Annotated in this window: 26 protein-coding genes; 10 read left to right on the forward strand and 16 right to left on the reverse strand. The window is 54.9% G+C overall.

What is annotated here, in order from left to right:
• Position 1 precedes the first annotated feature (1 nt).
• From M2422_RS12945 to tyrB, 3 genes are all read right to left on the reverse strand, one after another.
• Positions 2-418: a secondary thiamine-phosphate synthase enzyme YjbQ gene (locus M2422_RS12945; protein ID WP_023310052.1), complete on the reverse strand. Its 417-nt coding sequence runs from the start codon at positions 416-418 to the stop codon at positions 2-4.
• 113 nt (positions 419-531) lie between these two features.
• The gene (aphA, locus tag M2422_RS12950) at positions 532-1,245 is read right to left on the reverse strand and encodes an acid phosphatase AphA (protein ID WP_032662578.1); all 714 of its coding nucleotides are present in this window, start codon (positions 1,243-1,245) and stop codon (positions 532-534) included.
• A gap of 217 nt (positions 1,246-1,462) precedes the next feature.
• A complete protein-coding gene (tyrB, locus tag M2422_RS12955) occupies positions 1,463-2,656 on the reverse strand; it encodes an aromatic amino acid transaminase (RefSeq protein WP_064672985.1) in 1,194 nt (397 codons plus the stop codon).
• 206 nt (positions 2,657-2,862) lie between these two features.
• Between tyrB and M2422_RS12960 the strand changes: the two genes are divergently transcribed.
• The 6 genes from M2422_RS12960 (at position 2,863) to M2422_RS12985 (ending at position 5,821) form a co-directional block, all read left to right on the forward strand.
• Positions 2,863-3,420, forward strand: a complete 558-nt coding sequence (locus M2422_RS12960; RefSeq protein WP_023334176.1) for a DUF2589 domain-containing protein — start codon at positions 2,863-2,865, stop codon at positions 3,418-3,420.
• Between the two features lie 75 nt (positions 3,421-3,495).
• A complete protein-coding gene (locus M2422_RS12965; RefSeq protein ID WP_074399163.1) occupies positions 3,496-4,107 on the forward strand; it encodes a DUF2589 domain-containing protein in 612 nt (203 codons plus the stop codon).
• A complete protein-coding gene (locus tag M2422_RS12970) occupies positions 4,107-4,556 on the forward strand; it encodes a lysozyme (RefSeq protein WP_048976345.1) in 450 nt (149 codons plus the stop codon). Before M2422_RS12965 ends, M2422_RS12970 begins: the two co-directional genes overlap by 1 nt.
• A gap of 18 nt (positions 4,557-4,574) precedes the next feature.
• A complete protein-coding gene (locus M2422_RS12975) occupies positions 4,575-5,057 on the forward strand; it encodes a ribonuclease domain-containing protein (RefSeq protein WP_081273719.1) in 483 nt (160 codons plus the stop codon).
• 65 nt (positions 5,058-5,122) lie between these two features.
• Complete coding sequence (locus M2422_RS12980) at positions 5,123-5,530, forward strand: hypothetical protein (protein WP_033144411.1); 408 nt, start codon at positions 5,123-5,125, stop codon at positions 5,528-5,530.
• Positions 5,531-5,821, forward strand: a complete 291-nt coding sequence (locus M2422_RS12985) for a hypothetical protein (RefSeq protein ID WP_032662594.1) — start codon at positions 5,531-5,533, stop codon at positions 5,819-5,821.
• Between the two features lie 85 nt (positions 5,822-5,906).
• Here the strand turns inward: M2422_RS12985 and M2422_RS12990 are convergent, their stop codons facing one another.
• A complete protein-coding gene (locus M2422_RS12990; RefSeq protein WP_223862650.1) occupies positions 5,907-6,500 on the reverse strand; it encodes a response regulator transcription factor in 594 nt (197 codons plus the stop codon).
• Positions 6,501-6,817: 317 nt separating this feature from the next.
• Here M2422_RS12990 and M2422_RS12995 point away from each other — a divergent pair, with 317 nt between their 5' ends.
• On the forward strand, positions 6,818-7,948 hold the full coding sequence (locus M2422_RS12995; protein WP_032662597.1) for a hypothetical protein: 1,131 nt from the start codon (positions 6,818-6,820) through the stop codon (positions 7,946-7,948).
• 51 nt (positions 7,949-7,999) lie between these two features.
• Here M2422_RS12995 and alr read toward each other — a convergent pair whose 3' ends face one another.
• Positions 8,000-9,079, reverse strand: a complete 1,080-nt coding sequence (alr, locus tag M2422_RS13000; protein WP_032662599.1) for an alanine racemase — start codon at positions 9,077-9,079, stop codon at positions 8,000-8,002.
• Positions 9,080-9,095: 16 nt separating this feature from the next.
• Positions 9,096-10,508, reverse strand: a complete 1,413-nt coding sequence (gene dnaB / locus M2422_RS13005; protein ID WP_023310046.1) for a replicative DNA helicase — start codon at positions 10,506-10,508, stop codon at positions 9,096-9,098.
• Between the two features lie 66 nt (positions 10,509-10,574).
• Here dnaB and M2422_RS13010 point away from each other — a divergent pair, with 66 nt between their 5' ends.
• Complete coding sequence (locus M2422_RS13010) at positions 10,575-11,558, forward strand: quinone oxidoreductase (RefSeq protein WP_064672987.1); 984 nt, start codon at positions 10,575-10,577, stop codon at positions 11,556-11,558.
• Between the two features lie 184 nt (positions 11,559-11,742).
• Here the strand turns inward: M2422_RS13010 and pspG are convergent, their stop codons facing one another.
• The 4 genes from pspG to M2422_RS13030 form a co-directional block, all read right to left on the reverse strand.
• Positions 11,743-11,985 carry an envelope stress response protein PspG gene (gene pspG / locus M2422_RS13015; protein WP_064672988.1) on the reverse strand — a complete coding sequence of 81 codons (243 nt, stop codon included), beginning with the start codon at positions 11,983-11,985 and terminating at the stop codon, positions 11,743-11,745.
• 136 nt (positions 11,986-12,121) lie between these two features.
• Complete coding sequence (gene dusA, locus M2422_RS13020) at positions 12,122-13,117, reverse strand: tRNA dihydrouridine(20/20a) synthase DusA (protein ID WP_064672989.1); 996 nt, start codon at positions 13,115-13,117, stop codon at positions 12,122-12,124.
• A gap of 82 nt (positions 13,118-13,199) precedes the next feature.
• A complete protein-coding gene (locus M2422_RS13025) occupies positions 13,200-14,510 on the reverse strand; it encodes a conjugal transfer protein TraF (protein WP_064672990.1) in 1,311 nt (436 codons plus the stop codon).
• Between the two features lie 172 nt (positions 14,511-14,682).
• Positions 14,683-15,171, reverse strand: a complete 489-nt coding sequence (locus M2422_RS13030; RefSeq protein ID WP_023310041.1) for a cupin domain-containing protein — start codon at positions 15,169-15,171, stop codon at positions 14,683-14,685.
• A gap of 115 nt (positions 15,172-15,286) precedes the next feature.
• Between M2422_RS13030 and zur the strand changes: the two genes are divergently transcribed.
• Complete coding sequence (gene zur / locus M2422_RS13035; protein WP_008503369.1) at positions 15,287-15,799, forward strand: zinc uptake transcriptional repressor Zur; 513 nt, start codon at positions 15,287-15,289, stop codon at positions 15,797-15,799.
• Positions 15,800-15,871: 72 nt separating this feature from the next.
• On the opposite strand, the gene M2422_RS13040 is transcribed toward zur, so the two are convergent.
• From M2422_RS13040 to M2422_RS13055, 4 genes are all read right to left on the reverse strand, one after another.
• Entirely contained in the window at positions 15,872-16,081 is a 210-nt protein-coding gene (locus M2422_RS13040; RefSeq protein ID WP_014830284.1) for a CsbD family protein, read from the reverse strand.
• Between the two features lie 120 nt (positions 16,082-16,201).
• Positions 16,202-17,539 (reverse strand): MATE family efflux transporter DinF, encoded by a 1,338-nt coding sequence (gene dinF, locus M2422_RS13045; RefSeq protein WP_064672991.1) that lies wholly within the window; start codon positions 17,537-17,539, stop codon positions 16,202-16,204.
• Between the two features lie 63 nt (positions 17,540-17,602).
• Positions 17,603-18,211 (reverse strand): transcriptional repressor LexA, encoded by a 609-nt coding sequence (lexA, locus tag M2422_RS13050; RefSeq protein ID WP_023310039.1) that lies wholly within the window; start codon positions 18,209-18,211, stop codon positions 17,603-17,605.
• A 108-nt stretch (positions 18,212-18,319) separates the two neighbouring features.
• A complete protein-coding gene (locus M2422_RS13055; protein WP_048980859.1) occupies positions 18,320-18,688 on the reverse strand; it encodes a diacylglycerol kinase in 369 nt (122 codons plus the stop codon).
• Positions 18,689-18,842: 154 nt separating this feature from the next.
• Between M2422_RS13055 and plsB the strand changes: the two genes are divergently transcribed.
• Entirely contained in the window at positions 18,843-21,263 is a 2,421-nt protein-coding gene (plsB, locus tag M2422_RS13060) for a glycerol-3-phosphate 1-O-acyltransferase PlsB (RefSeq protein ID WP_033144402.1), read from the forward strand.
• 119 nt (positions 21,264-21,382) lie between these two features.
• On the opposite strand, the gene gntU is transcribed toward plsB, so the two are convergent.
• Both gntU and gntK read right to left on the reverse strand, forming a co-directional pair.
• Positions 21,383-22,723 carry a gluconate transporter gene (gene gntU, locus M2422_RS13065; RefSeq protein WP_023310036.1) on the reverse strand — a complete coding sequence of 447 codons (1,341 nt, stop codon included), beginning with the start codon at positions 22,721-22,723 and terminating at the stop codon, positions 21,383-21,385.
• A gap of 3 nt (positions 22,724-22,726) precedes the next feature.
• On the reverse strand, positions 22,727-23,254 hold the full coding sequence (gntK, locus tag M2422_RS13070) for a gluconokinase (RefSeq protein ID WP_058842052.1): 528 nt from the start codon (positions 23,252-23,254) through the stop codon (positions 22,727-22,729).
• Between the last annotated feature and the right edge of the window lie 55 nt (positions 23,255-23,309).

Genomic DNA, 23,309 nt, shown 5'->3' on the forward strand with positions numbered 1-23,309 from the left:
TTTATTCCCCTTGTAGCGTGGCGATAATTTTACGCGAACCACCGTGAATGCGATGCTCTCCCAGCCAGATCCCCTGCCACGTACCCAACAGCAGTCGGCCGTTGTGAACCGGCAGCATCAACGATACGCCCAGCAGGGAGGATTTAATATGCGAAGGCATATCGTCCGCCCCCTCATAGTCATGCTCGTAAGGCGCGTTGTCCGGGACACTCTTCAGAAAATGGTGCTCCATGTCGGACCTGACGGTGGGATCGCAATTTTCATTAAGCGTGAGAGAGGCTGACGTGTGCTGAAGCAGCAGATGCAACAAACCCGTTTTCACCCGCGACAGATCGCGGAGTTGCCCGATGACTTCATCCGTCACCAGGTGAAATCCGCGTGGTTTAGCGCTTAAGGTCAGGGTTTGTTGGTACCACATGTGCTGCTCCGTGATGAAAGATGAATCTTTCTAAGTGTGCAGCAAGAAGACGAAAGGTAAAACCCGCAGCAGCGAGATTTGATTAAAAAAGAGTCAAACCCGCTGCCGGATACTTAATACTCCGAGTTGACGATTACCTCTTCGCCAAACTTTCCGGCCATCGGCAGCGGTCGATAGGTCGAGTTAGAGGCGCGCAATACCCTGATCCCTCGGGCCCCCACGTCATGTGCGGCGGTGATGTCGTTATCCGAATCGCCGTAGAATACTTTGATATTTTTCTTTTCCAGCCACTGGGTTTTGGTGTTTTGCCCCTCTTTGTCACCGGCAAAAATGACCGGGTTCATGCTGGTCGCCGGGATCTGGAAATCATCCTGCAGCGTTTTAGAGACGGTTTCGGTTTTGGTCTGGCTGCGGCCGGTAACAAAATAAATGCTGTCGCCGCGCTTCACGTGCATGGCAATAAGCGCACGGGCAACCTCTTTCGGGATGCTGAATTCGTCCCAGCCGTTATTCATTTTTTCCCAGAATTCCGGGTTCTTCAGATACGCTTCGCTGTCGGGTGAATACGTTTTCTTCCCGCGCCAGAAGCCAGGGCTTGAGAACAGTACGGTATCGTCAATGTCAAAACCCACGGCCATTGGCGCGCGGCCGATCAGACTGTTTTCGATTTGGGCCACTGAAACCCAGTGAATGGGTGCCTGCTCGGCGAGAATGGCGGCGGTGGTGCCGGTGTAAAGCGGCGTCGGGGCAGAAGCTCTCGCGACGACGGCGCTGTTAAGCGAGAACAATAAGCAGGCGGCGCTGAGCGCCAGTGTGATCTTGCGCATATTTTCCCCTGAATATTCAGTTTGTTATCGTTTTAATTTGAGCGGATGGTCAAAAAACTATCCGACCATAACCCCAGCGGGAGGTGAAGGGAAGGAGTTTTTGCTTATGAAGCGGAATAAAAAGAAGACGATCACAGAATGCCGGGCAACGTTTTTGTGCGGCCTGATACCCTCACCCCAGCCCTCTCCCACGGGGAGAGGGTCGGTTGGTAAGTGCTTACATTACAGCAGCAAACGCCTGCGCCACGCGATGAACGTTGCTGGCATTCAGGCCCGCCACGCACATACGGCCGCTGGCGATCAGGTAGACGCCGAACTCTTCCCGCAGGCGATCGACCTGCGCCGCGCTCAGACCGGTATAGCTGAACATCCCACGCTGCTTGAGCAGATAGTCGAAGTTATGTCCCGGCACGGCCTCTTTCAGCACGTTAACCAGCTCCTGACGCATGGACAGGATGCGCTTACGCATCGCTTCCACTTCGGCAAGCCAGGACGCTTTCAGCTGTTCGTCACCGAGAACCGTCGCCACCACCTGCGCACCAAAGTTTGGCGGGCTGGAGTAAATGCGGCGCACCGTCGCCTTCAGCTGGCCCAGGACGCGACCCGCCGCTTCGGCGTCTTCACAGACCACGGACAGACCGCCAACGCGTTCACCATACAGGGAGAAGATTTTAGAGAAGGAGTTGCTGACCAGCGCTGGCAGCCCGGCGCTGGCCACGGCGCGGATGGCGTAAGCATCTTCTTCCATACCCGCGCCAAAGCCCTGGTAGGCGATGTCGAGGAACGGAATCAGGTCGCGGGCCTTCAGTACCTCAATCACCGCATCCCACTGGGCGTTGGTGAGATCTGCCCCGGTCGGGTTATGGCAGCATGGGTGCAGCAGCACAATGCTGCGCGCCGGCAGGGTGTTCAGTTTTTCCAGCAGCGCTTCAACGCGCACGCCGTTCGTTTTACCGTCGAACCACGGATAGGTCGCCACGTTGAAACCTGCGCCCTCGAAGATCGCAACGTGGTTTTCCCACGTCGGGTCACTGACCCATATGCCTGAATCCGGGAAGTATTTTTTCAGGAAGTCTGCACCCACTTTCAGCGCACCCGAGCCGCCCAGCGTCTGGATGGTCGCCACGCGTTTTTGCGCGAGCACCGCGTGATCGGCACCGAATAACAGCGGAGCGATGGTGTTGCGGTAGGCGTTTAACCCTTCCATCGGCAGATAAAGAGAGGCACCGTGTGGAACAGCGTTCAGACGCGCTTCGGCTTCGGCAACGGCTTTTAATTGAGGAATGATGCCATCCTCGTTGTAATACAGACCGATGCTGAGGTTCACTTTGTCGCTGCGAGGATCTTCTTTGAAACGCTCCATTAAGGAGAGGATAGGGTCGCCGGCATAGGCGTCAACTTTCTGAAACACGCGATGGTTCTCCGGAATTCGATGAGGCAGGGATTTCAACAATAAACCGGAACATCACTCAACACCACCCCTTAAGATTATCCTGCGATCGGCATAGGTTTTTTGCGTCCTCTCGCCATGACATTTACCCAATATTTTCCCCTTCTCGCTTTCCGTAATGTGGCTCCTGCGCAACCGCGCATTCACTGATTCAAGGAGTTCACATCATGGATTCACAATTTATTGGTTCAGTTATTAACGCCCTGCCGCTGGAACATATGATCGGCGGTCCGCTGCAGGCGATGATCAAAGCACAGGTCCAGGCGAGTAAGGCCTATACCGACTTCCTGCTCTCCGTCTGTATTAAAGACGGCAAAGCTGTCGCGATCGAGTTCGATTACGACGAAACCGTGGTAGACGAACAGGGGGTCAATAAAGGCAGCGTGACTCGCAAGATGAGTATTCCGCTCCTGGCGGCGGTCACCCACCCCATCATCTGTATCGAGGACGGTACCATCGACTTTGAGCTGGAAGTGAGCCAGAGCGAAGCCAGTTCCAGCAGCACCGAAGCGGAGGCTTCCGTAGAAGCGTCCGTCGGCTGGGGCGTTTTCAAAGCGAAAATGACCGGCAAGGTCTCCCATAAATCGGAGCAGACCCGTTCGACCGATACACGCGCGAAATATTCCATTCATACCCAGATTAAACGCCAGGAGCCACCTGAAGCTCTGCAGCGCGTGATTGATTACCTGACCAACGCCAAAACCAAGCCTGTCGCCGCGCAATAATCTTCCACGCCGCGACATACGTGCGATTCCGTAACGCAAGGGCTACCCGGGTAGCCCTTTTTCCAGGAGCGAAATATGTCTTTTAAAAAATGGCTGCGCGGCGGCAAGGATGAGGAGCCGGAAAACAGTGCGGACAAAGAGGATCAAGGCACGCCGTCGGTACAAGAAAACACGCCTCCAGCGCCTCCAGCGCCTCCAGCCGATATTCCCGGCGTGCCGATCTCGCTTGAAGATATCACGCGTGGGATGCAGTACGCGGCCACTGCGGCCAACGAACTGATTGCTCAGCAGTATATGAAGGCGCTGGATCCCTTTTTCGAACCCGCAGAAGACGGTTCGTTAATTCCACGCACGGTACAGCTGGCGCTGGATGAAAAGCACTACTTTGACCTGCCCTTAGTCGCGCTTTCGACACCGCGCGGGCTGATGCTGGAAAAGATGAAGGTCAACCTGACGATCCGTACGGAAGGCATGCAGGCGCCTTCCCGACAGTCCGGTGAAAACGAATTTGGCCGCTTTCACGTCAGCCTTTCGCCTTCCAGCGATAACAAAGGCGGGCGTGACAGCCGCCACGTCGATGTAGAGATGCAATTTACCGCACTTGAGCCACCGGAAAGCGTCATGCGTTTGATTGACGAATACACCAACAAGGTGATTCCCCGCCCGAAAGCAGAGGAGACTCCGTAATGCAAAAACAACCAGAACGTACAGGTGACAGGGGCATTCAGCTTATTTGCCAGTTTGAAGGGCTGAGGCTGGAGCGTTATCGCGATGCCGTAGGTTTATGGACCATCGGCTACGGCCATTTGATCCTCAAAGAGGAGATGGAAAAGCTCACCAAAATTACCACCGGTGAAGCCAAAGATCTGCTGCGCAAAGATCTGAAACGCACCGAGGACGGCGTGAAAAAACTGCTGAACAACGCTTCGACGCAGAACCAATTCGACGCGCTGGTTTCGTTCGCCTTCAACCTTGGCGTGGGCAATTTAAAGAAATCCACGCTGCTCAAAAAATTCAACGCAGGCGATATCCAGGGCGCCGCACTGCAGTTCAAAAGCTGGAATAAGGCAGGTGGTAAGGTTTTGACCGGGCTTACCCGACGCCGCGAGGCGGAAATGAAGCTATTTCTTAGTTAATTCAACAGGAAAATTACAATGAAACCACTATACATAGTGAAAATGGCCGTACTGTCTGTTTCGTTATTCAACGTGTTACAGGCAACCGCCGCCATGCCAACCTGCGAAGAGGAAATAAAGGAAGCCAACGCCTTTTTATCTTCTCAGGGTATGGTGCCCGTCAATAACGTGACCGATCTGGCGACAACGCTTCGTCATATAAAAAATTTTGGGCGCCTGCCCGACCGCTATATTACCTCGGATGAGGCCAAACGCCTCGGCTGGTCGGGAAGTGAAAGCGAATCGCTTTGGGGTCTTAAACCCACCAATCAAAAATGGATCGGTGGCGATAAATACAGCGATCGCGCTCTTCCTTCCAGTCAGCCCTGGCTTAGCGCGGATGTCGATGTCGTGAAGGGGTATCGCTCTCCCAAGCGTCTGATTTACAGCCTGTCAGGGCAGCAGCGCTTTATTACGACCGATAAGTATCAGCATATTGTTGAGCTGGATCCCTGCCAATAATAAGCGCCCGTTACGATAATAAGTCCCCTTTTCCGAGGGGATTTATCCTTGCAGAGGATGAACATATGTCTGACATCTATCTCCCGACCCTCATCAGTGAAGCCTTGCTGGCTTTTTCAGGTTTATTTGGCGGCGTCAGTATCTCGTTTTTCTGGCAACCGCAGCGATTGCACCAGCACAGCCGATTTATGGCAGGCATTATTTTTGGTGGAATCAGCATGGGCGCGGCCGTCGCATTAGGTGGATTAGCAGCCCGCTGGTTAAAGATAGACCTTAATCAGGCCGATATCACGCTTGGTTTAGGGTATATCCTCGGGGCAATGAGTAATGGCCTGATCGTCTGGCTGGCAAACTTTTTTCGCCGGCATGAGCAGCGCGATATTTTTGATGTTGCAAGCGTCATTAAAAGTAAAGTCAGACATGAGTCACTTTCTCCGCCAGATTTAACCCACAACAAGCCCGATGGAGAATAAATGCTTAACATAATGAATGGCTGGGTGCTTCCCTTTATTATCTTCGTCGACCTGATAACATCGCTGCTGATTTTGTTTGCCGCCTATAGCCGAAGAGTCCATGCCCTGCCGGTAATGTGTAAAATCGGCTTAGCCGCCCTCGCCTTTGGTTTTTTTGGTGAGAGCAGCTTAAACATGAAATTTATTCTTACCGGTGCTGATATACTGAGTGACAGCTTTCCATTCTGGCTATTGCAGGACTTCGGAACGCTGGTGGTGGTGATATATTATTTCAAATCTCAGTACCGTTAAAAAAACAAAGCGCAACAGAGGTCTGTCTGTTGCGCTTTTCTTTTAACGCATTTTGACTGCAGCCTTTCGCTTTGCTGAAAAGCGGCTAATTAGACATATATTTAAAATAGAGCATTGCGGCCTGCGTCCGATTGTTGACCTGTAGTCGGTGAAAGATGGATTCCAGATGCACTTTGACCGTACCTGCGCTGATATTCAATTGCCGGCTGATCTGCTTATTTGTTCCCCCATTCGCCAGCAGCTTAAGAACCTCCTTCTGCCGACGACTCAGGGAGTAGATTGGCAAACCGCCAGTGGGTTGTTCTCGCTGGACCACGGCTTGCTCCGGAAAACAGACCACCCCCGAGGAAACCATGCAAAGTATCTGGCTGATTTTCTCGGCGGGGAGATCCTTGGTAAAAATGCCCTTAATGCTTTGGCGGATGTAGAAGTTGAATATCTTATCCGTCGTTTTTCGTAACATCACCACGATCGGTAGCTCAGGCCAGTTTGTCATCAAATTAGTGATAAAATCACGGCACTTCATTTCACCATCCAGCAAAATAATGCTGACCGGCATAGAGGTTAAAATTGCGTGTGCATCTTCAAAGTTGTTCGCTGCAAAAACAGTGCATTCCGGCATGACGCGTTCCAGCTCTGTTTTCATACCGTGAATGAAGATCGGTAATTCATCGATCATTAATATATTCATCGTAGCATAACCCCGTGTGAAATCTATTTTCTTAGGTTATTCAACCAACTTATTCCGAAATTAAGTATGCGTGCTATTACAAAACTGTAAAAACAGCATTCGGCATAAGGCAAACGTCATATACCCAAAGCAAAAAGTTAAGCAGTACTACACATTAGACATAGCCATATTTAATTAAAAACGATCTTATCGTTATTAAAAACAGCCTGGGCTCAATAGCATATTCCAAGAAATATTGCTGGCACTTATTATTTTACTGCACGCGTGCCATCCACCTACATATTAATATTTCAATGAGGTCATTTATGACAATACTAACAGTGTATTTCTGTGGTACTGGATCTAATAAATTTGATGAGTCTCATGCTAATTACTGGAACGGCGAGCTCATCTCTTCTCTGGCAGCCAATAACAAGGGTAAAGAGTTCGCCGAATGGGTCATTCTTGATGGTCCGGGGAGCGGCAATCTACAAAGCGATGAGCTTTGGGTCAAAAGCGGAGAATATTCTCAGCTTCGCGCCCAGCTTCTGGGCAGCGGCTGGAATGAGAATGTTCAGCATGCGATCAATATTATCAAAGGACACGTTGACTGGCAGCGTGAGAAGCTCACAAAAGAAAACTATGAGCAGCTTAAAAAGGCGGGCGTACCGATTCAGGACGTTGAGGTTACCGGCTCATTTTGGTGGCGCAAATATGACTATGGCGATCGTAAAGTGACCCAGCAGGCGCTGCAGCAGCAAATCATTAAAACCTTCCGCCAGGGTCAGATCCTGCCCACTCAGGTGAACCTTGTTGGGTGGAGCCGGGGCGGAATTAGCTGCCATATGCTTGCCAATGCAATGCTGGCCGACCCCCTTTTGACGACGATTCCGGTGAATATTTTTGCGGTCGATCCGGTTCCGGGCATGGGTAATTTCCAGGCGGACAAAGTCACTCTGGGCAGCAACGTGAAGGAGTATGTGGCTTTCTATGCCAGACATGAGCGGTCAAAAGGTTTCTCGTGCGTCATTCCGCAGACCGATAGCGCGACAAAAGTCCATATTTATCCCATGTCTGGTCGCCACGCTACGCTGGTAGGGAATGCTTCGGCCAATGGGAATAGCGGGGAAAAAGTGGTCCATGAGCCCGGCACGATCGTGCGTCATTTCGCCGAAGTTTGCCTGCAAAGATGGGGCGTCACGCTGGATAAAAAGCTCAATCTGGATGGAGTGCAGCTGCTGGAATTGCATCAGGCCATTCAGCGTAACGCTCCGCTATTCGCCGAAATGCAGAAAACGGTGTACACCATTTCGGAAAACGATGGGGGGGAGCGTTATGTCTCACTGGGCAGCACTGGAAAACGGTTCTCATCCATCCAGGGTTCGCGCTTCAGTCCGGAGTCAGGGCTCGCGTCGGATTATTTGACTAATCAGGCGATCTATAACGTGTTGAAATAAGCGTTACGCGTCCAACGGCAGCTAATGCCGTTGGACGACTATCTGCGAGTCTCAGTCGATGTACTTCATCGCAACCCTTGACGTCAGGCGCGTGATAAGTTCGTAAGCACTCACTTTCGTAATTTCAGCAATGCGTTCGACGGGCAAACCTTCACCCCACATCACGACATCGTCGCCGGGCTTATCCTGGGCTTCAGGCCCCAGATCGACACAAATCATGTCCATCGCCACGCGGCCGACGATCTTCACCTCGCGACCGTTGACCAGAACCGGCGTACCCGACGGCGCGGCGCGCGGATAGCCGTCACCATAGCCCATCGCCACCACGCCGAGACGGGTATCACGCTCGCTGGTCCAGGTACCGCCGTAGCCCACTGGCTCGCCCGCTTTATGGTCACGCACGGCAATCAGGTTAGAGACCAGCGACATGACCGGCTGGAAGCCAAAGTCCGGCCCCCAGGGTTTGTTCTCCAGCGGCGACACGCCGTAGAGAATGATGCCCGGTCGCGCCCAGTCGAAATGCGACTGCGGCCACAGCAGAATACCGCCGGATGCCGCAATCGAGCGCATCCCCGGCTTGCCTTCGCAGAAGGTGTTAAAGATATCCAGTTGGCGCTCGGTCGCACCGCACTCGGGCTCATCGGCACGGGCGAAGTGGCTGACGATATTCACCGGCTGACGCACGTTTTTGCACCGGCATAAACGCTGATAAAACGCTTCCGCGCTTTCCGGACGCACGCCCAGACGGTGCATGCCCGTGTCGAGCTTCATCCAGACGGTCACCGGCTCGCTCAGCTCGGCGGTTTCCAGTGCGGCGAGCTGTTCTTCGTTATGTACCGCGGTATGCAAATGCTGGTCAGCAATGGTCGGCAGATCGCTGGCTTCGAAAAAGCCTTCGAGGAGCAGAATGGGTTGGGTAATGCCGCCCGCGCGCAGGCGGAGGGCTTCTTCGAGACGGGCGACGCCAAAGGCGTCGGCATCGGGGAGCGTTCGCGCGGTCTCAAGAAGACCGTGTCCGTAAGCGTTCGCTTTCACGACTGCAACGAGCTTGCTGGCAGGCGCCAGTTCACGCAGACGTTGCAGGTTGTGTCGCAGAGCGCGGCGGTTAATAACAACAGTTGCCGCTTGCATTTGAATTCCTTAGAAATTACTCATCATCATATTGAGGACCGGCATAGTTGTCGAAACGCGACCACTGTCCGTTAAAGGTCAGACGCACCGTCCCGATTGGGCCGTTACGTTGTTTACCAATAATAATTTCGGCGATCCCTTTCAGGTCGCTGTTCTCGTGATAAACCTCATCACGGTAGATAAACATGATTAAGTCGGCATCCTGCTCGATGGAGCCGGATTCACGGAGGTCGGAGTTGACCGGGCGCTTGTCGGCACGTTGTTCCAGAGAGCGGTTCAGCTGCGACAGCGCAACGACCGGTACGTGCAGCTCTTTGGCTAACGCCTTGAGCGAGCGGGAAATCTCCGCAATTTCCAGCGTACGGTTGTCGGAAAGCGACGGGACGCGCATCAGCTGAAGGTAGTCGATCATGATGAGGCCGATGCCGCCGTGTTCACGGGCGATACGGCGCGCGCGGGAGCGCACTTCCGTCGGCGTCAGGCCGGAGGAGTCATCGATATAGATGTTACGTTTTTCCAGCAGAATGCCCATGGTGCCGGAAATGCGCGCCCAGTCTTCATCATCGAGCTGGCCGGTACGAATGCGGGTCTGATCCACGCGCGACAGCGACGCCAGAGAACGCATCATAATCTGCTCGGAGGGCATCTCAAGGCTGAAGATCAATACCGGCTTATCCTGCAACATCGCCGCGTTTTCGACGAGGTTCATCGCAAAGGTAGTTTTACCCATCGACGGACGCGCGGCGACGATAATCAAATCCGACGGCTGCAGACCAGCGGTTTTCTTGTTCAAATCGTCATAGCCGGTGTTTACCCCGGTCACACCGTCGTGCGGCTGCTGGAACAGCTGTTCGATACGGGCAACGGTGGCGTCGAGGACATCGGCGATGTTTTTTGGACCTTCGTCTTTATTGGCGCGGCTTTCGGCGATTTTAAAGACGCGGGATTCAGCCAGATCGAGCAGGTCTTCGCTGGTACGCCCCTGTGGATCAAAACCGGCTTCGGCGATCTCATTCGCCACCGAAATCATCTCGCGGACGACGGCACGTTCGCGCACGATATCGGCATACGCGCTGATGTTCGCCGCACTAGGCGTGTTTTTTGACAGTTCCGCCAGATAGGCAAACCCGCCGCAGCTGTCGAGCTGACCAAGGCGCTCCAGCGATTCCGCGAGCGTGATCAGGTCGATTGGGCTGCCCGACTCCTGCAGACGCGCCATTTCGGTAAAGATGTGGCGGTGCGGGCGGGTGTAGAAATCTTCCGCCACAACGCGCTCGGCGACGTCGTCCCAGCGTTCGTTATCCAGCATTAAACCGCCCAACACCGACTGTTCCGCTTCAATCGAGTGCGGCGGGACCTTTAACCCTGCGACCTGGAAATCACGCTCGCGAGGTTCAGTCTGTTTGTTGAAGGGTTTGTTTCCTGCCATAGTGAATGGAGTTACCGAGATAAAGAGTGGGTCGAAAGATTACCATATTTTTCTTACGGAGGGAGCATGGCAACGCGCATTGAATTCCAGAAACACGGTGGGCCAGACGTACTGAAAGCGGTGGAGTTCACCCCTGACGCGCCTGGCGAAAACGAAGTGCAAGTTGAAAACAAAGCCATAGGCATAAACTACATCGACACTTATATTCGCGGCGGTCTCTACCCGCCGCCGTCAATGCCGAGCGGCCTGGGCACTGAGGCAGCCGGGGTCGTCGTCAAAGTGGGCAGCGCGGTTAAGCATATTAAAGAGGGCGACCGCGTGGTGTACGCGCAGTCTGCGCTGGGCGCTTACAGCTCCGTCCACAACGTTCCGGCGGATAAAGCCGCCCTGCTGCCTAACGCCATCTCCTTTGAGCAGGCGGCGGCCTCGTTCCTGAAAGGTCTGACGGTTTACTACCTGCTGCGCAAAACCTATGAAATTAAGCCCGACGAGCAGTTCCTGTTCCATGCCGCAGCGGGTGGCGTCGGGCTCATCGCTTGTCAGTGGGCAAAGGCGCTGGGCGCGAAGCTGATCGGCACGGTCGGAAATGCACAAAAAGCGCAGCGCGCGCTGCAGGCGGGCGCCTGGCAGGTGATTAACTACCGTGAAGAGAGCATTGTTGAGCGGCTGAAGGAGATCACCAGCGGCAAAAAAGTGCGCGTGGTGTATGACTCTGTGGGGAAAGACACGTGGGAAGCGTCGCTGGACTGTCTGCAGCGCCGTGGTCTGATGGTCAGCTTCGGCAATGCATCAGGCGCGGTAACCGGCGTTAACCTCGGTATTCTGAATCAGAAAGGTTCGCTGTATGTGACTCGCCCTTCCCTGCAAGGATACATCACCAACCGGGAAGAACTTGAGGAAGCCAGCAACGAGCTGTTCTCGCTGATCGCCAGCGGCGTCATCAAAGTGGATGTGGCAGATGCGCAGAAATTCGCGCTGACCGATGCGCAGCGCGCGCATGAGGTGCTGGAGAGCCGGGCGACGCAGGGGTCGAGCTTGTTGATTCCCTGAGCCCCAAAAAGAAATTGGGCTTCCCGTGGGAAGCCCTTTCTTTTTTTAGTTCGGCTGTATGTAGGGTACAGCTCGATGAATTCTTTAACGGCAGTCATAGTGACAGATTCGATAACTAAATCCTATTCTGTTCTAAGCCATGCCGCCGGAAAAGTTACAAGTATGTGACGAACCCCTCAATACCTTAGTAACGGAAGCGGTTATTGCGCTGATAACTGGGCACTTTTGGCGCTTTAATCGCCCGAATCACCCACACGACCGCAATGGCCAGCAGTAGCCACGGCAACAGTTTGATCGTCAGCGCAAACAATCCGCCAATAAACATGACCACCGTCGCCACCACGATAGCCGCCAGAATGCAGAGCAGCGAAACGCCTGTCGCTAACAGCATGACAAAAAAGCCAATCACAAAAAGTAGTTCCAGCATGGTGATCTCCCACGAGTTCCCGAGTAATGAAGTAAGCATTACAAGAATCATGCCAGTATTAACCTGTTGTTATTAAAGCAAAACGCCCCGCGAACGTTCGCAGGGCGTGGTGAATTTGACGAACTTTTAGCGAAAGTTATCGCTTGTCCGCCACCAGTCGCAGCGCATGTTCCAGCACCTCAATATCGGCTCCGGCTTTATGCGCATTCTCGCTCAGGTAGCGGCGCCACTGACGCGCGCCCGGAATACCCTGGAACAGGCCAAGCATATGGCGGGTGATATGGCCGAGATACGTGCCATTGCTCAACTCATGCTCAATGTAAGGGTACATCGCACGCACGACGGCAACCGGATCGGTGTCCGCGCCTTCGATCCCAAAGATTTCGCGATCGACCGTCGCCAGAATGCCCGGATTCTGATACGCCTCGCGGCCGACCATCACGCCATCCATATGCGCCAGATGCGCTTTGGCCTCTTCCAGCGACTTGATGCCGCCGTTGATGGACATCGTCAGGTGCGGGAAGTCACGCTTCAGTTGATACACGCGCGGATAGTCCAGCGGCGGGATCTCGCGGTTCTCTTTCGGGCTGAGGCCGGAGAGCCAGGCTTTTCGCGCGTGGATGATGAACATCTCGCACTCGCCTTTCCCGGATACCGTGTTGATGAAGTCGCACAGGAATTCGTAGCTGTCCTGGTCGTCAATGCCGATACGGGTTTTGACCGTGACCGGAATGGAGACCACATCGCGCATCGCCTTGATACAGTCCGCTACAAGCTGTGCATTCCCCATCAGACAGGCGCCAAACATGCCGTTCTGCACGCGGTCGGACGGGCAGCCAACGTTCAGGTTGATCTCGTCGTAGCCGCGTTCTTCCGCCAGCTTCGCGCACTGCGCCAGCGCGGCCGGATCGCTGCCGCCCAGCTGCAGGGCAACCGGATGCTCTTCTTCGCTATAGGCCAGATAGTCGCCCTTCCCGTGAATGATTGCGCCCGTGGTCACCATTTCGGTGTACAGCAGCGTATGGCGGGAGAGCTGGCGCAGGAAGTAGCGACAGTGTCTGTCCGTCCAGTCGAGCATCGGCGCAATGGAGAAACGGTGTGCAGGGAAAGCGGTCTGTAATTCTGACGACATGGCGAAGTTTTAAGCATCTGGTGGAAAAGGGGCGCTACTATAGCACAAAGAAAAGCCGGAGGCGCAGCGCCTCCGGTGGACTTTAGAACGTCATGCTCAGCTGAGCCCCGGCGCCCCAGGTTTCGTCCTCGCCGTACAGGCCCATCAGGTCAACATGAACGGTACTGAACGGCGCGAAGCCGACACCGCCGGTAAAGACATTGCTGTCGTTACCCTTCACGTCCGCGCGATAACCCGCACGCACCGCCAGCCAGCTGAGCGGCGTAACCTCAGCACCGACGCCCACGTACTGCGACGTATCTTCGCTCTTGAAGCCTTTGGTTTCCGTCAGATCGCCATCGGCGGTCAGCGTCACCAGGTCGTTATGCCAGGCGGCGCCGGCGGTCACCAGCGGACGGATCTGGTAGGTGTCTTTGTAGCTCACCACTTCTCCCGTCCGGCCGTTGCGGATACGGATATCTTTGGTGTCGATATCGCGCGACATCAGGTTTTGCCCGCTCACGCCAACCGTCCAGTGTTCGCCGAAATCAGCCGCAATACCGGCATCGACGTTAAAGCCCGTGTCGTCCGTGCGGTAGCGGCTGTCGTTCCACTTGTTACTGTCGTAATCGTAGATTGACGTGGTGTAGTTATAGACCCAGGTTTTTTGCAGTTTTGGCGTCACCCCCACGGAAACCGGGACGCCGCCGAGGTCAAACTGACGGGCAACGGCAACACCATAGTCGGACACAATCGCTGCCCGGCCAGACGCCGTTGAGTTGAGATTTTTAGTGATCTGATCCGTGCCGTTCAGCGCAGCGTCCAGGGCAACACCGGCAGCCACCGCTTTGCTTTGTTGAATACCGCGCAGATAATCAATATCTTGCTGATCGATAGACGAGCTTACCCGGCCATGGGCGTAGCCTTTCGCCATAAAGGCCACGGAAAGCACATCGTTAGGGATACTCACGGCAAGCCCTGCACCTGCCGTCGCGCGTGCGGTTTTACCCTTGAGATAGTCCAGCTCATCGGCCAGATCTTTGGCCGCGCCCTGGAATTGATTAATGGAACCTAACGGATTGGTGATGATCTCCCTTGGCGTGAGGTCATCAACCACATCCTTATAGTGATTGATTTTGTCGTTGATGGTATCAATCTCGTCCTGCAGATTGTCCTCATCCGTCACCTGTACGCCAACGGACGGCAAAATGACCGTCACATCATCGTCCGGTTTTGCCTTTGCCAGCAACGCGGGGTTGATTAACGCCCCGCTACCATAGCTCCCGGAGGCAACGCCAGTGCCACCCATTGCGTCGCTACGTGATTCTGTCCAGGTATTGGCTGCTCCCGCCTGATTTGCCATAAACAAGGAAACAGCGATACTAACCACCGAAAATTTAAAATTTTTTTTCACAGTATGCCCGTTATAGTCTGTTATGAAATAACCCCTGTCTGTTATCACCCAAACAGGAACGAACTATTGCTGTGAATAAGTAGTAAAAGACCCGCTATTTCTATCCCTAAGTAAAACTCCCTTACGGCCTGTTATATTTTGTGACGGCCCTCAATATTTATAGAAGAGGAAATTATTTTTTCCCAGGTTTTCCATCATGCGGTCCAAAAAACTGGGGCGGGTGGTCTACCCAGCGATCCTCACGCGTGGCGGCATACACAGGGTTGAGCGGGTAGTAGATGCGGTTGTGCTTTTTGTTGGCCTCGCCAACGACCAGTAACCGCACCTCTTCGTCCGTGTTGTTGATAAAGGTGTGGCAAATACCGGTTCCGGCAGGAAACCCCACGCTGTCGCCCGGTTCAAGTTTCCATAAATAGCCATTGATCCACGCTTCTGGATGACCTTCGAGCACATAAACGAACTCTTCTTCATCGCTTTCCGCGTGCGGATAGGACGTCCTGCGCCCGGGCGGTAAACGCTCGTGATGGATACCAATGCGCCCGAGCCCAAGCTTGCGAGCCAACGGGGCGCCGATAGAAAAACGCTCATCGCTATCTGGATAGGTCGAATCATCCGCGCCTTCAACGTCGCGCCAATGTCGAATACAGTCAGGTTTTTTCATTGTTTATTTCCCGGTTTGCAATGGGTCAGGTATAGCACAGACTGGCGGATCTCGGCGTTTTTACCAGAACATGATAAAGTGAGGGTTTTCCGTCCTATAACATCCGGGGTGCTAAATGGATAAGTCCACAAAAGAGCTGTTAGCGCAGGCCGAAAAGCTGTGTGCGCAACGCAATGTGCGCCTGACTCCGCAGCGCCTTGAAGTCTTACGTCTGATGAGCCTGCAGCAGGGTGCCATCAGCGCTTACGATCTGCTGGACCTGCTCCGCGAAAGCGAGCCGCAGGCGAAACCACCGACCGTGTATCGCGCCCTGGATTTCCTGCTGGAACAAGGATTCGTGCATAAAGTTGAGTCCACAAACAGCTACGTGTTGTGCCATCTGTTCGATCAGCCCACCCATACATCGGCGATGTTTATCTGCGACCGCTGCGGCGTGGTGAAAGAAGAGGCTGCGGAAGGCGTGGAAGATATTATGCATACGCTGGCGGCGAAAATGGGTTTTGCCCTGCGTCATAACGTGATTGAAGCGCACGGACTGTGCTCTGCCTGCGTGGAAGTGGAAGCCTGCCGCCATCAGGACGCATGTCAGCACGACCACTCTATTCTTGTGAAGAAAAAACCGCGTTAGCAGTAGTAAAAGCAAAGGCGGCTCATGGCCGCCCTCAGGGTGTACTTCCTTGTACTTGCGGGTATAGCCCGGTTACCAGCGGTAGTCGTTGCGTTTTTCCCAGTCGCCCACTTCTTTTTCCGCCTGGTCTTTCGCGTAGCCGTAACGCTCCTGGATTTTACCGACAAGCTGATCGCGTTTACCTTCAATGACGGTCATATCGTCATCGGTCAGCTTACCCCACTGTTCTTTCGCTTTACCTTTGAACTGCTTCCAGTTGCCGCCGATTTCGTCTTTATTCATCATCGTGTCCTCTTAGTTAAGCGTCGGGTCGTAACGTCCGTTACGTTCTTTTCTGCTGGACGTGATAATTATTGTAGTTAAGGATTCGGCAGTTGATTTGATATTCGGAATCTTTAACCGTCACGATATATCGTGACGTGAAGGGAACCAGGTATTGTTTTGCCAGTGGCGGTGCCAGATAAAAGCCAGCGATATCCCTCGCAGCGAGAGGAAAACGGCCAGGGCCAGCCACAAACCGTGATTACCCAGCCAGGGAAGCGTCAGCAGCGTCAGACCAAACCCGGCCGCCGCGACCGCCATGCTGTTACGCATTTCCGCTCCGCGCGTCGCACCAATGAACATACCGTCCAGCAGATAACACCAGACGCCGACCACCGGTAAGATGACTTGCCAGATGAGATAGTGACTCGCCAGCTCGCGCAGCGCAGGAAGAGACGTAAGCAACGCGACAATTTGCTCACCAAAGCAGGCGTAAACCAGGCCGAACGCCAGCGCCACCAGCCCAGACTGGCGGCAGGCTGCCCGCCAGACGTCCCTAAGCTGCCCGCTTTCGCGCGCCCCGTACGCCTGCCCGGAATGCGCTTCTACCGCATAGGCAAATCCGTCCAGCGCGTAGGCGGTAAAGGTCAGCAGCGTCATCAATACCGCGTTGACCGCGACGATTTCTGGCCCCAGTCGGGCCCCGAAAACCGTCAGCGCGCCAAAGCAGAGCTGAAGCAGCAGCGAGCGCAGCATGATGTCACGATTGAGCGCCAGCAGCTTACGGATATTGCCGCGCCATGCGGTTTTGAGCAGCGCCAGGGAGATCCCGCGCATCGACAGCACGCGCCAGACCATCCACAGACCGATAATCAAGGTTCCGTATTCGGCAATCGCCGTCGCCAGCGCCGCGCCCCGCACGTTCATATGCAGGCCCATTACCAGCCAGACATCCAGCACAATGTTGAGAAGGTTGCCTGCCACCAGCAAAATCACTGGCGCACGGGCGTACTGCACGCCCAGTAGCCACCCCAGCAGAACCAGGTTTGCCAGCGAGGCGGGCGCGCTGAGCCAGCGAATTTCAAGGAAACGGCGCGCCTGAGCCAGTACCGCCTCGCTGCCGCCGACAACATGGAGCGCAAGGTCGATCAGGGGCGTACGTAATAAAACGATTAACACTCCCGCGCCAAGCGCAAGGATCAGCGGCTGGACCAGCGCGCGCGCCAGACGCAGCGGATCTTTTGCACCATAAGCCTGGGCCGTGAGCCCGGTGGTGCTCATGCGCAAAAACAGCAGCAGCATAAACAGGAAGCTGGTTGCCGTCGCGCCAATCGCCACGCCGCCAAGATAAACAGGCGAATCAAGGTGGCCAATAACGGCAGTATCGACCAGACCCAGCAAGGGAACGGTAATATTGGAGAAAATCATCGGCAGAGCAAGACGCCACAATGCCTTATCTGATTCCGTCAGCAGTGACATGAAAAATACCGGGAGTGGAGAATGAAGCAGGCTACAGCGGCGCCATAGCCTGTCAGGAAGAGGTTACAGCCATTCGCCGTTGCGAATGACCCCAACCGCCAGTCCTTCGATAGAGAAGTTGTGTTCGCGGAGATCGACCACAATCGGGGAGAACTCGTTGTTTTCAGGCAGTAGCTGAACGGTGTTACCCTGTTTTTTCAGACGCTTGACGGTAACTTCATCATCTATGCGCGCGACAACCACCTGACCGTTACGCACATCCTGTGTTTTGTGCACCGCAAGCAGATCGCCGTCAAGAATACCGATGTCTTTCATCGACATACCGCTGACGCGCAGCAGGAAATCAGCGCTCGGTTTGAACATGCCAGGATCGACCTGGTAGTGGCCTTCAATATGCTGCTGTGCCAGTAAAGGCTCACCGGCGGCAACACGGCCTATCAGCGGAATGCCCGTCTCTTCTTCCACCAGCAGGCGGATACCACGTGACGCGCCTGAAACAATCTCAATCACGCCTTTACGCGCCAGCGCTTTCAGGTGTTCTTCGGCAGCATTCGGAGAACGGAAGCCCAGACGCTGCGCGATTTCCGCACGCGTGGGTGGCATACCCGTCTGGCCGATATGATCCCGGATGAGATCAAACACCTCTTGCTGCCTGGTCGTTAACGCTTTCATTCCGCCCCCTGGGTGTATATACAGTTATGCTGTGAGTATATACAGTCAAAGGCGATTTTGGAACCAAAAACTGCACAAAAAACCAGGGACTTAATTATTCCTCGAGGCTCATCGGAAATGTGACCAAAGCAGCGTGACCCAGGTGATAACGGCAGTGATAATCGCCAGCAACACGGCAGCAGAGCCCATGTCTTTTGCGCGGCCAGAAAGCTCGTGGAAATCTGAACCAATGCGATCAACAACGGCTTCAATAGCGCTATTAAGAATTTCCACTATCATCACCAGAAGCACGGAACCGATTAGAAGTACGCGGGTAATAGCATCAACATCAAGGAAAGAGGCGATGATCACCGCGATGATAGCGGCGACGCCCTCCTGGCGAAAGGCGGCTTCGTTGATCCACGCGGCACGGAAACCTTTCCATGAATAGCCGGCGGCTTTGATGATACGCGTTAACCCAGTGGTATTATTGGCCATTAAAAGAACCTTTTATGAAAAAAAGCGTCAGTAACAGGAACTGTAGCGCGTTTCGCTACAGCCTGAAGTATGACGGGTAACAACAGAAATTTTGCGCGCTTTCTGTTATCCTTGCGCCGCAATTGCATTATTAACCAGAGGCTTTACATCGTTTATGTCCGGCTGGCCACGAATTTACTACAAATTACTTAATTTACCATTAAGCATCCTGGTAAAAAGCAAGTCTATCCCAGCAGAACCCGCGCTGGAATTGGGGCTCGATACGTCGCGTCCTATTATGTACGTTTTGCCTTATAACTCGAAGGCAGACTTACTGACGCTGCGCGCCCAGTGTCTGGCGCATGACTTACCGGACCCGCTTGAACCGCTTGAAGTTGACGGTACGCTGCTGCCGCGCTACGTGTTCATTCACGGTGGACCGCGCGTGTTTACCTACTACACGCCAAAAGAAGAGTCCATCAAGCTGTTCCACGACTATCTCGACCTGCACCGCAGCAACCCCGATCTGGATGTGCAGATGGTGCCGGTGTCGGTGATGTTTGGTCGTCGTCCGGGCCGTGAAAAAGGTGAAGAGAACCCGCCGCTGCGCATGCTTAACGGCATCCAGAAGTTCTTCGCGGTCTCCTGGCTGGGACGCGACAGCTTTGTGCGTTTCTCCCCTTCCGTTTCGCTGCGTCGTATGGCGGACGAGCACGGTACCGACAAGATCATCGCGCAAAAACTGGCGCGCGTGGCGCGTATGCACTTCGCCCGCCAGCGCCTCGCTGCCGTAGGGCCGCGTCTCCCGGCGCGTCAGGATCTGTTCAACAAGCTTTTGGCCTCCAAAGCGATTGCCCGCGCCGTTGAAGACGAAGCGCGCAGCAAGAAAATATCGCATGAGAAAGCCCAGCAGAACGCCATTGCGCTGATGGAAGAGATTGCAGCGAACTTCTCTTACGAGATGATTCGCCTGTCCGATCGTATTCTCGGCTTTACCTGGAACCGCCTGTATCAGGGCATCAACGTTCATAATGCCGAACGTGTGCGTCAGCTGGCGCACGATGGCCATGAGATTGTCTATGTTCCCTGCCACCGCAGCCACATGGACTACCTGCTTCTTTCCTACGTGCTCTATCACCAGGGGCTGGTACCGCCGCACATTGCTGCCGGTATCAACCTGAATTTCTGGCCAGCAGGTCCGATTTTCCGCCGCCTGGGCGCGTTCTTTATCCGTCGCACCTTCAAGGGCAACAAGCTCTACTCCACCGTGTTCCGCGAGTATCTGGGCGAGCTGTTCAGCCGCGGCTATTCCGTGGAGTACTTCGTGGAAGGCGGTCGTTCCCGTACCGGACGTCTGCTCGATCCGAAGACCGGCACGCTGTCGATGACCATTCAGGCGATGCTGCGCGGAGGAACCCGTCCAATCACGCTGGTGCCAATTTACATTGGCTATGAGCACGTGATGGAAGTGGGCACGTACGCCAAAGAGCTGCGCGGTGCGACCAAAGAGAAAGAGAGCCTGCCGCAGATGCTGCGCGGTTTGAGCAAGCTACGCAATCTCGGTCAGGGCTACGTGAACTTCGGCGAACCCATGCCGCTGATGACGTATCTGAACCATCACGTTCCCGAGTGGCGCGAGTCCATCGATCCTATCGAAGCGATTCGTCCGGCCTGGCTGACGCCAACGGTCAACGGCATCGCGTCCGAGCTGATGGTGCGTATTAACAACGCCGGTGCGGCTAACGCCATGAACCTGTGCTGTACGGCGCTTCTGGCTTCACGTCAGCGCTCGCTGACCCGCGAACAGCTCACGGAGCAGCTGGATTGCTATCTGGACATGATGCGCAACGTGCCGTATTCCGTTGATTCAACCGTGCCTTCTGCTACCGCCAGTGAGCTTATCGATCACGCACTGCAGATGAACAAGTTTGAAGTCGAAAAGGACACGATCGGCGACATCATCATTCTGCCGCGCGAGCAGGCAGTGCTGATGACCTACTACCGCAACAACATCACCCATATGCTGATGCTGCCGTCGCTCATGGCGGCTATCATCACCCAGCATCGCCGTATTTCGCGTCAGGAGCTATTGCGTCACGTTGAGACGCTCTATCCGATGCTGAAAGCGGAGCTGTTCCTGCGCTGGAGCAAAGACGAGCTGGCGGGCGAACTGGACAAACTGACGGAAGAGCTGCGTCGTCAGGGGCTGATCACCGTCTCAAACGACGAGCTGCACATCAATCCGTCGCGTTCCCGAACTCTGCAACTGCTTGCGGCCGGTGCGCGCGAAACGCTGCAGCGCTACGCCATTACGTTCTGGCTGCTGAGTGCGAACCCGTCTATCAACCGCGGTACGCTGGAGAAAGAGAGCCGGACGCTGGCACAGCGCCTGTCCGTTCTGCACGGCATTAACGCCCCTGAGTTCTTCGACAAAGCGGTCTTCAGCTCTCTGGTCCTGACGCTGCGTGATGAAGGCTACATCAGCGATACGGGCGATGCAGAGCCGGAAGAGACGCTGAAGGTGTACCAGATGCTGGCCGAACTCATTACGTCGGATGTGCGTTTGACGATCGAGAGCGCGACGCAGGGCGAGTGATGTGAAAAAGCCGGGTTGGTGGTTTCACCTGACCCGGCCTGGCGTTCTGCATAATATAAAGGCCCGGTAAGCGTTAACGCTACCGGGCCTTATTTTTGAGCCTTGTTAAATCACCGCATTCAGCTCAGCAGTGTGAAAGCAATCATCCCGACAATGGCGCCCGTCGTGCCAAGGATGGTTTCCATCAGCGTCCAGGTTTTCAGGGTTTGCGCTTCGGTGGCGCCGGTAAATTTCCCGAACAGCCAGAAGCCCGCGTCGTTAACGTGAGAGACCACAATCGAACCGCCCGCGATACAGATAGACAGCGCGGCCATCTGCGCACCGGAGTAGTTCAGCTGTTCAATCACCGGCATCACCAGACCCACGGCGGTTAAGCACGCCACGGTTGCGGAACCCTGGATGATACGCACCGCCGCAGCCAGCACGAAGCAGGTGACCGCAATCGGCAGGCCCATCCCGGTCAGCGCTTCGCCCAGAGCCGGGCCCACGCCGGAATCCACCAGCACCTGCTTGAACACGCCGCCAGCGCCGATCACCAGCAGGATAATACCCGCAGGCTGCAGCGCGGCACCGCAGATCTCCATCACCCGATCTTTCGGCATTCCCTGACGCATCGCCAGGCCGTAAATCGCCACCAGACAGGCCACCAGGATCGCCGTGAACGGGTGGCCGATGAACTCGAACCATTCGTAGGCGCTGGAACCCACCGGCACAAAGCGCGCGGCGATGGTTTTCAGACCCACGAGAACCAGCGGGAGCAGGATCAGCGACAGGCTGAAGCCGAAGGACGGCATTTTGCCCTCGCCCAGGTGCGGCTCGGTGACGTCGTCCGGAATATGCAGCTCAACGTAACGGCTGATGAAGTTGCCCCACAGCGGACCGGCAATAATCATCCCCGGGATTGCCGCGCACAGGCCAATCAGGATCATCCAGCCAAAGTCAGCGTGCATCTGGGACGCCAGCAGCATCGGCGCAGGCCCAGGCAGCAGAAACGCTGCGGCCGCCGCCACGCCCGCAAACAGCGGAATGACCAGCTTCACGAGGTTAGTGCCGGTATGGCGCGCCATGGAGAACGCGACGCTTATCAGCAGCACAACGGCCACTTCGAAGAACAGCGGCAGCGCGCAAATCAGGCCAGCCAGACCAATCGCGTAGTGCGCGCGGCTGTGGCCAAAGGATTTCAGCATCTTGACGGCAATCTGGTCGACCGCGCCCGTCTCGTGCAAAATCTTGCCAAACATCGCGCCAAGGGCGACCACAATCGCCAGGAAGCCCAGCGTGCCGCCCATCCCTTTTTCCATCGTCGCGGCGATCTTGTCGAGCGGCATACCGGAAAAGAGACCTGCACCTATAGAAACCACCATCAAAGCGACAAAAGCGTGCATACGCGCCTTCATCACTAAAAACAGCAGCAGCAACACGGAACCCACTGCTGTCAAAACTAGCGTTAATGTACTCAAAACTTACTGCCTTTTATTAATGACCTCGATGGTGCTGGCAACAACACCTTCCAGTGACTGATCGATATCAACCACTAAGACGTCTTTCTCATCATCACCCGGCTCCTGCAGCGCTTCGAACTGCGTCACCAGCATCTGGGTTTTGAAGAAGTGACCTTTACGCGCCTTCAGGCGGCTTTCAATCACCTCGAAGTCCCCTTTCAGGTAGATGAAAGAGAGGTTCGGGTTACCGTCGCGCAGCAGGTCGCGGTAGGTTTTTTTCAGCGCGGAGCAGACGATCAGGGAGACTTTGTTGGTGCGCTGCATGGCGAACGCGGCGTCATTCAGCGCCTGCAACCACGGTTTGCGGTCGTCGTCGTTCAGCGGCTCGCCGGACGCCATTTTCATGATGTTGCTGCGCGGATGGAGGAAGTCGCCATCAAGGAACGCAGCCTGGAGTTGATGCGCCACTTCGCTGGCTACGGCTGATTTCCCGCTACCGGAAACGCCCATCAGGACGTAGACGTGGTGATCGTGATTAGTCGTGCTCAAAGGGTGTCCCTCAGTCAATTGTTACGGGTAACAGTTATCGGTAACATTGTCCTGC

The organism is Enterobacter sp. SLBN-59, assembly GCF_024807915.1.
GTDB classification, from domain to species: domain Bacteria; phylum Pseudomonadota; class Gammaproteobacteria; order Enterobacterales; family Enterobacteriaceae; genus Enterobacter; species Enterobacter asburiae_B.

Bases quoted from the DNA above. Each gene is read 5' to 3' on its own strand.
- pspG (WP_064672988.1), bottom strand. From the start codon at position 11,985: ATGCTGGAACTACTTTTTGTGATTGGCTTTTTTGTCATGCTGTTAGCG.
- aphA (WP_032662578.1), bottom strand. From the start codon at position 1,245: ATGCGCAAGATCACACTGGCGCTCAGCGCCGCCTGCTTATTGTTCTCG.
- M2422_RS13010 (WP_064672987.1), top strand. From the start codon at position 10,575: ATGGCAACGCGCATTGAATTCCAGAAACACGGTGGGCCAGACGTACTG.
- M2422_RS13040 (WP_014830284.1), bottom strand. From the start codon at position 16,081: ATGAATAAAGACGAAATCGGCGGCAACTGGAAGCAGTTCAAAGGTAAA.
- plsB (WP_033144402.1), top strand. From the start codon at position 18,843: ATGTCCGGCTGGCCACGAATTTACTACAAATTACTTAATTTACCATTA.
- M2422_RS12945 (WP_023310052.1), bottom strand. From the start codon at position 418: ATGTGGTACCAACAAACCCTGACCTTAAGCGCTAAACCACGCGGATTT.
- M2422_RS13030 (WP_023310041.1), bottom strand. From the start codon at position 15,171: ATGAAAAAACCTGACTGTATTCGACATTGGCGCGACGTTGAAGGCGCG.
- zur (WP_008503369.1), top strand. From the start codon at position 15,287: ATGGATAAGTCCACAAAAGAGCTGTTAGCGCAGGCCGAAAAGCTGTGT.
- M2422_RS12965 (WP_074399163.1), top strand. From the start codon at position 3,496: ATGTCTTTTAAAAAATGGCTGCGCGGCGGCAAGGATGAGGAGCCGGAA.
- M2422_RS12980 (WP_033144411.1), top strand. From the start codon at position 5,123: ATGTCTGACATCTATCTCCCGACCCTCATCAGTGAAGCCTTGCTGGCT.
- M2422_RS12995 (WP_032662597.1), top strand. From the start codon at position 6,818: ATGACAATACTAACAGTGTATTTCTGTGGTACTGGATCTAATAAATTT.
- dnaB (WP_023310046.1), bottom strand. From the start codon at position 10,508: ATGGCAGGAAACAAACCCTTCAACAAACAGACTGAACCTCGCGAGCGT.
- M2422_RS12985 (WP_032662594.1), top strand. From the start codon at position 5,531: ATGCTTAACATAATGAATGGCTGGGTGCTTCCCTTTATTATCTTCGTC.
- dinF (WP_064672991.1), bottom strand. From the start codon at position 17,539: ATGTCACTGCTGACGGAATCAGATAAGGCATTGTGGCGTCTTGCTCTG.
- M2422_RS12990 (WP_223862650.1), bottom strand. From the start codon at position 6,500: ATGATCGATGAATTACCGATCTTCATTCACGGTATGAAAACAGAGCTG.
- M2422_RS12960 (WP_023334176.1), top strand. From the start codon at position 2,863: ATGGATTCACAATTTATTGGTTCAGTTATTAACGCCCTGCCGCTGGAA.
- M2422_RS13055 (WP_048980859.1), bottom strand. From the start codon at position 18,688: ATGGCCAATAATACCACTGGGTTAACGCGTATCATCAAAGCCGCCGGC.
- M2422_RS12970 (WP_048976345.1), top strand. From the start codon at position 4,107: ATGCAAAAACAACCAGAACGTACAGGTGACAGGGGCATTCAGCTTATT.
- dusA (WP_064672989.1), bottom strand. From the start codon at position 13,117: ATGTCGTCAGAATTACAGACCGCTTTCCCTGCACACCGTTTCTCCATT.
- lexA (WP_023310039.1), bottom strand. From the start codon at position 18,211: ATGAAAGCGTTAACGACCAGGCAGCAAGAGGTGTTTGATCTCATCCGG.
- alr (WP_032662599.1), bottom strand. From the start codon at position 9,079: ATGCAAGCGGCAACTGTTGTTATTAACCGCCGCGCTCTGCGACACAAC.
- M2422_RS12975 (WP_081273719.1), top strand. From the start codon at position 4,575: ATGAAACCACTATACATAGTGAAAATGGCCGTACTGTCTGTTTCGTTA.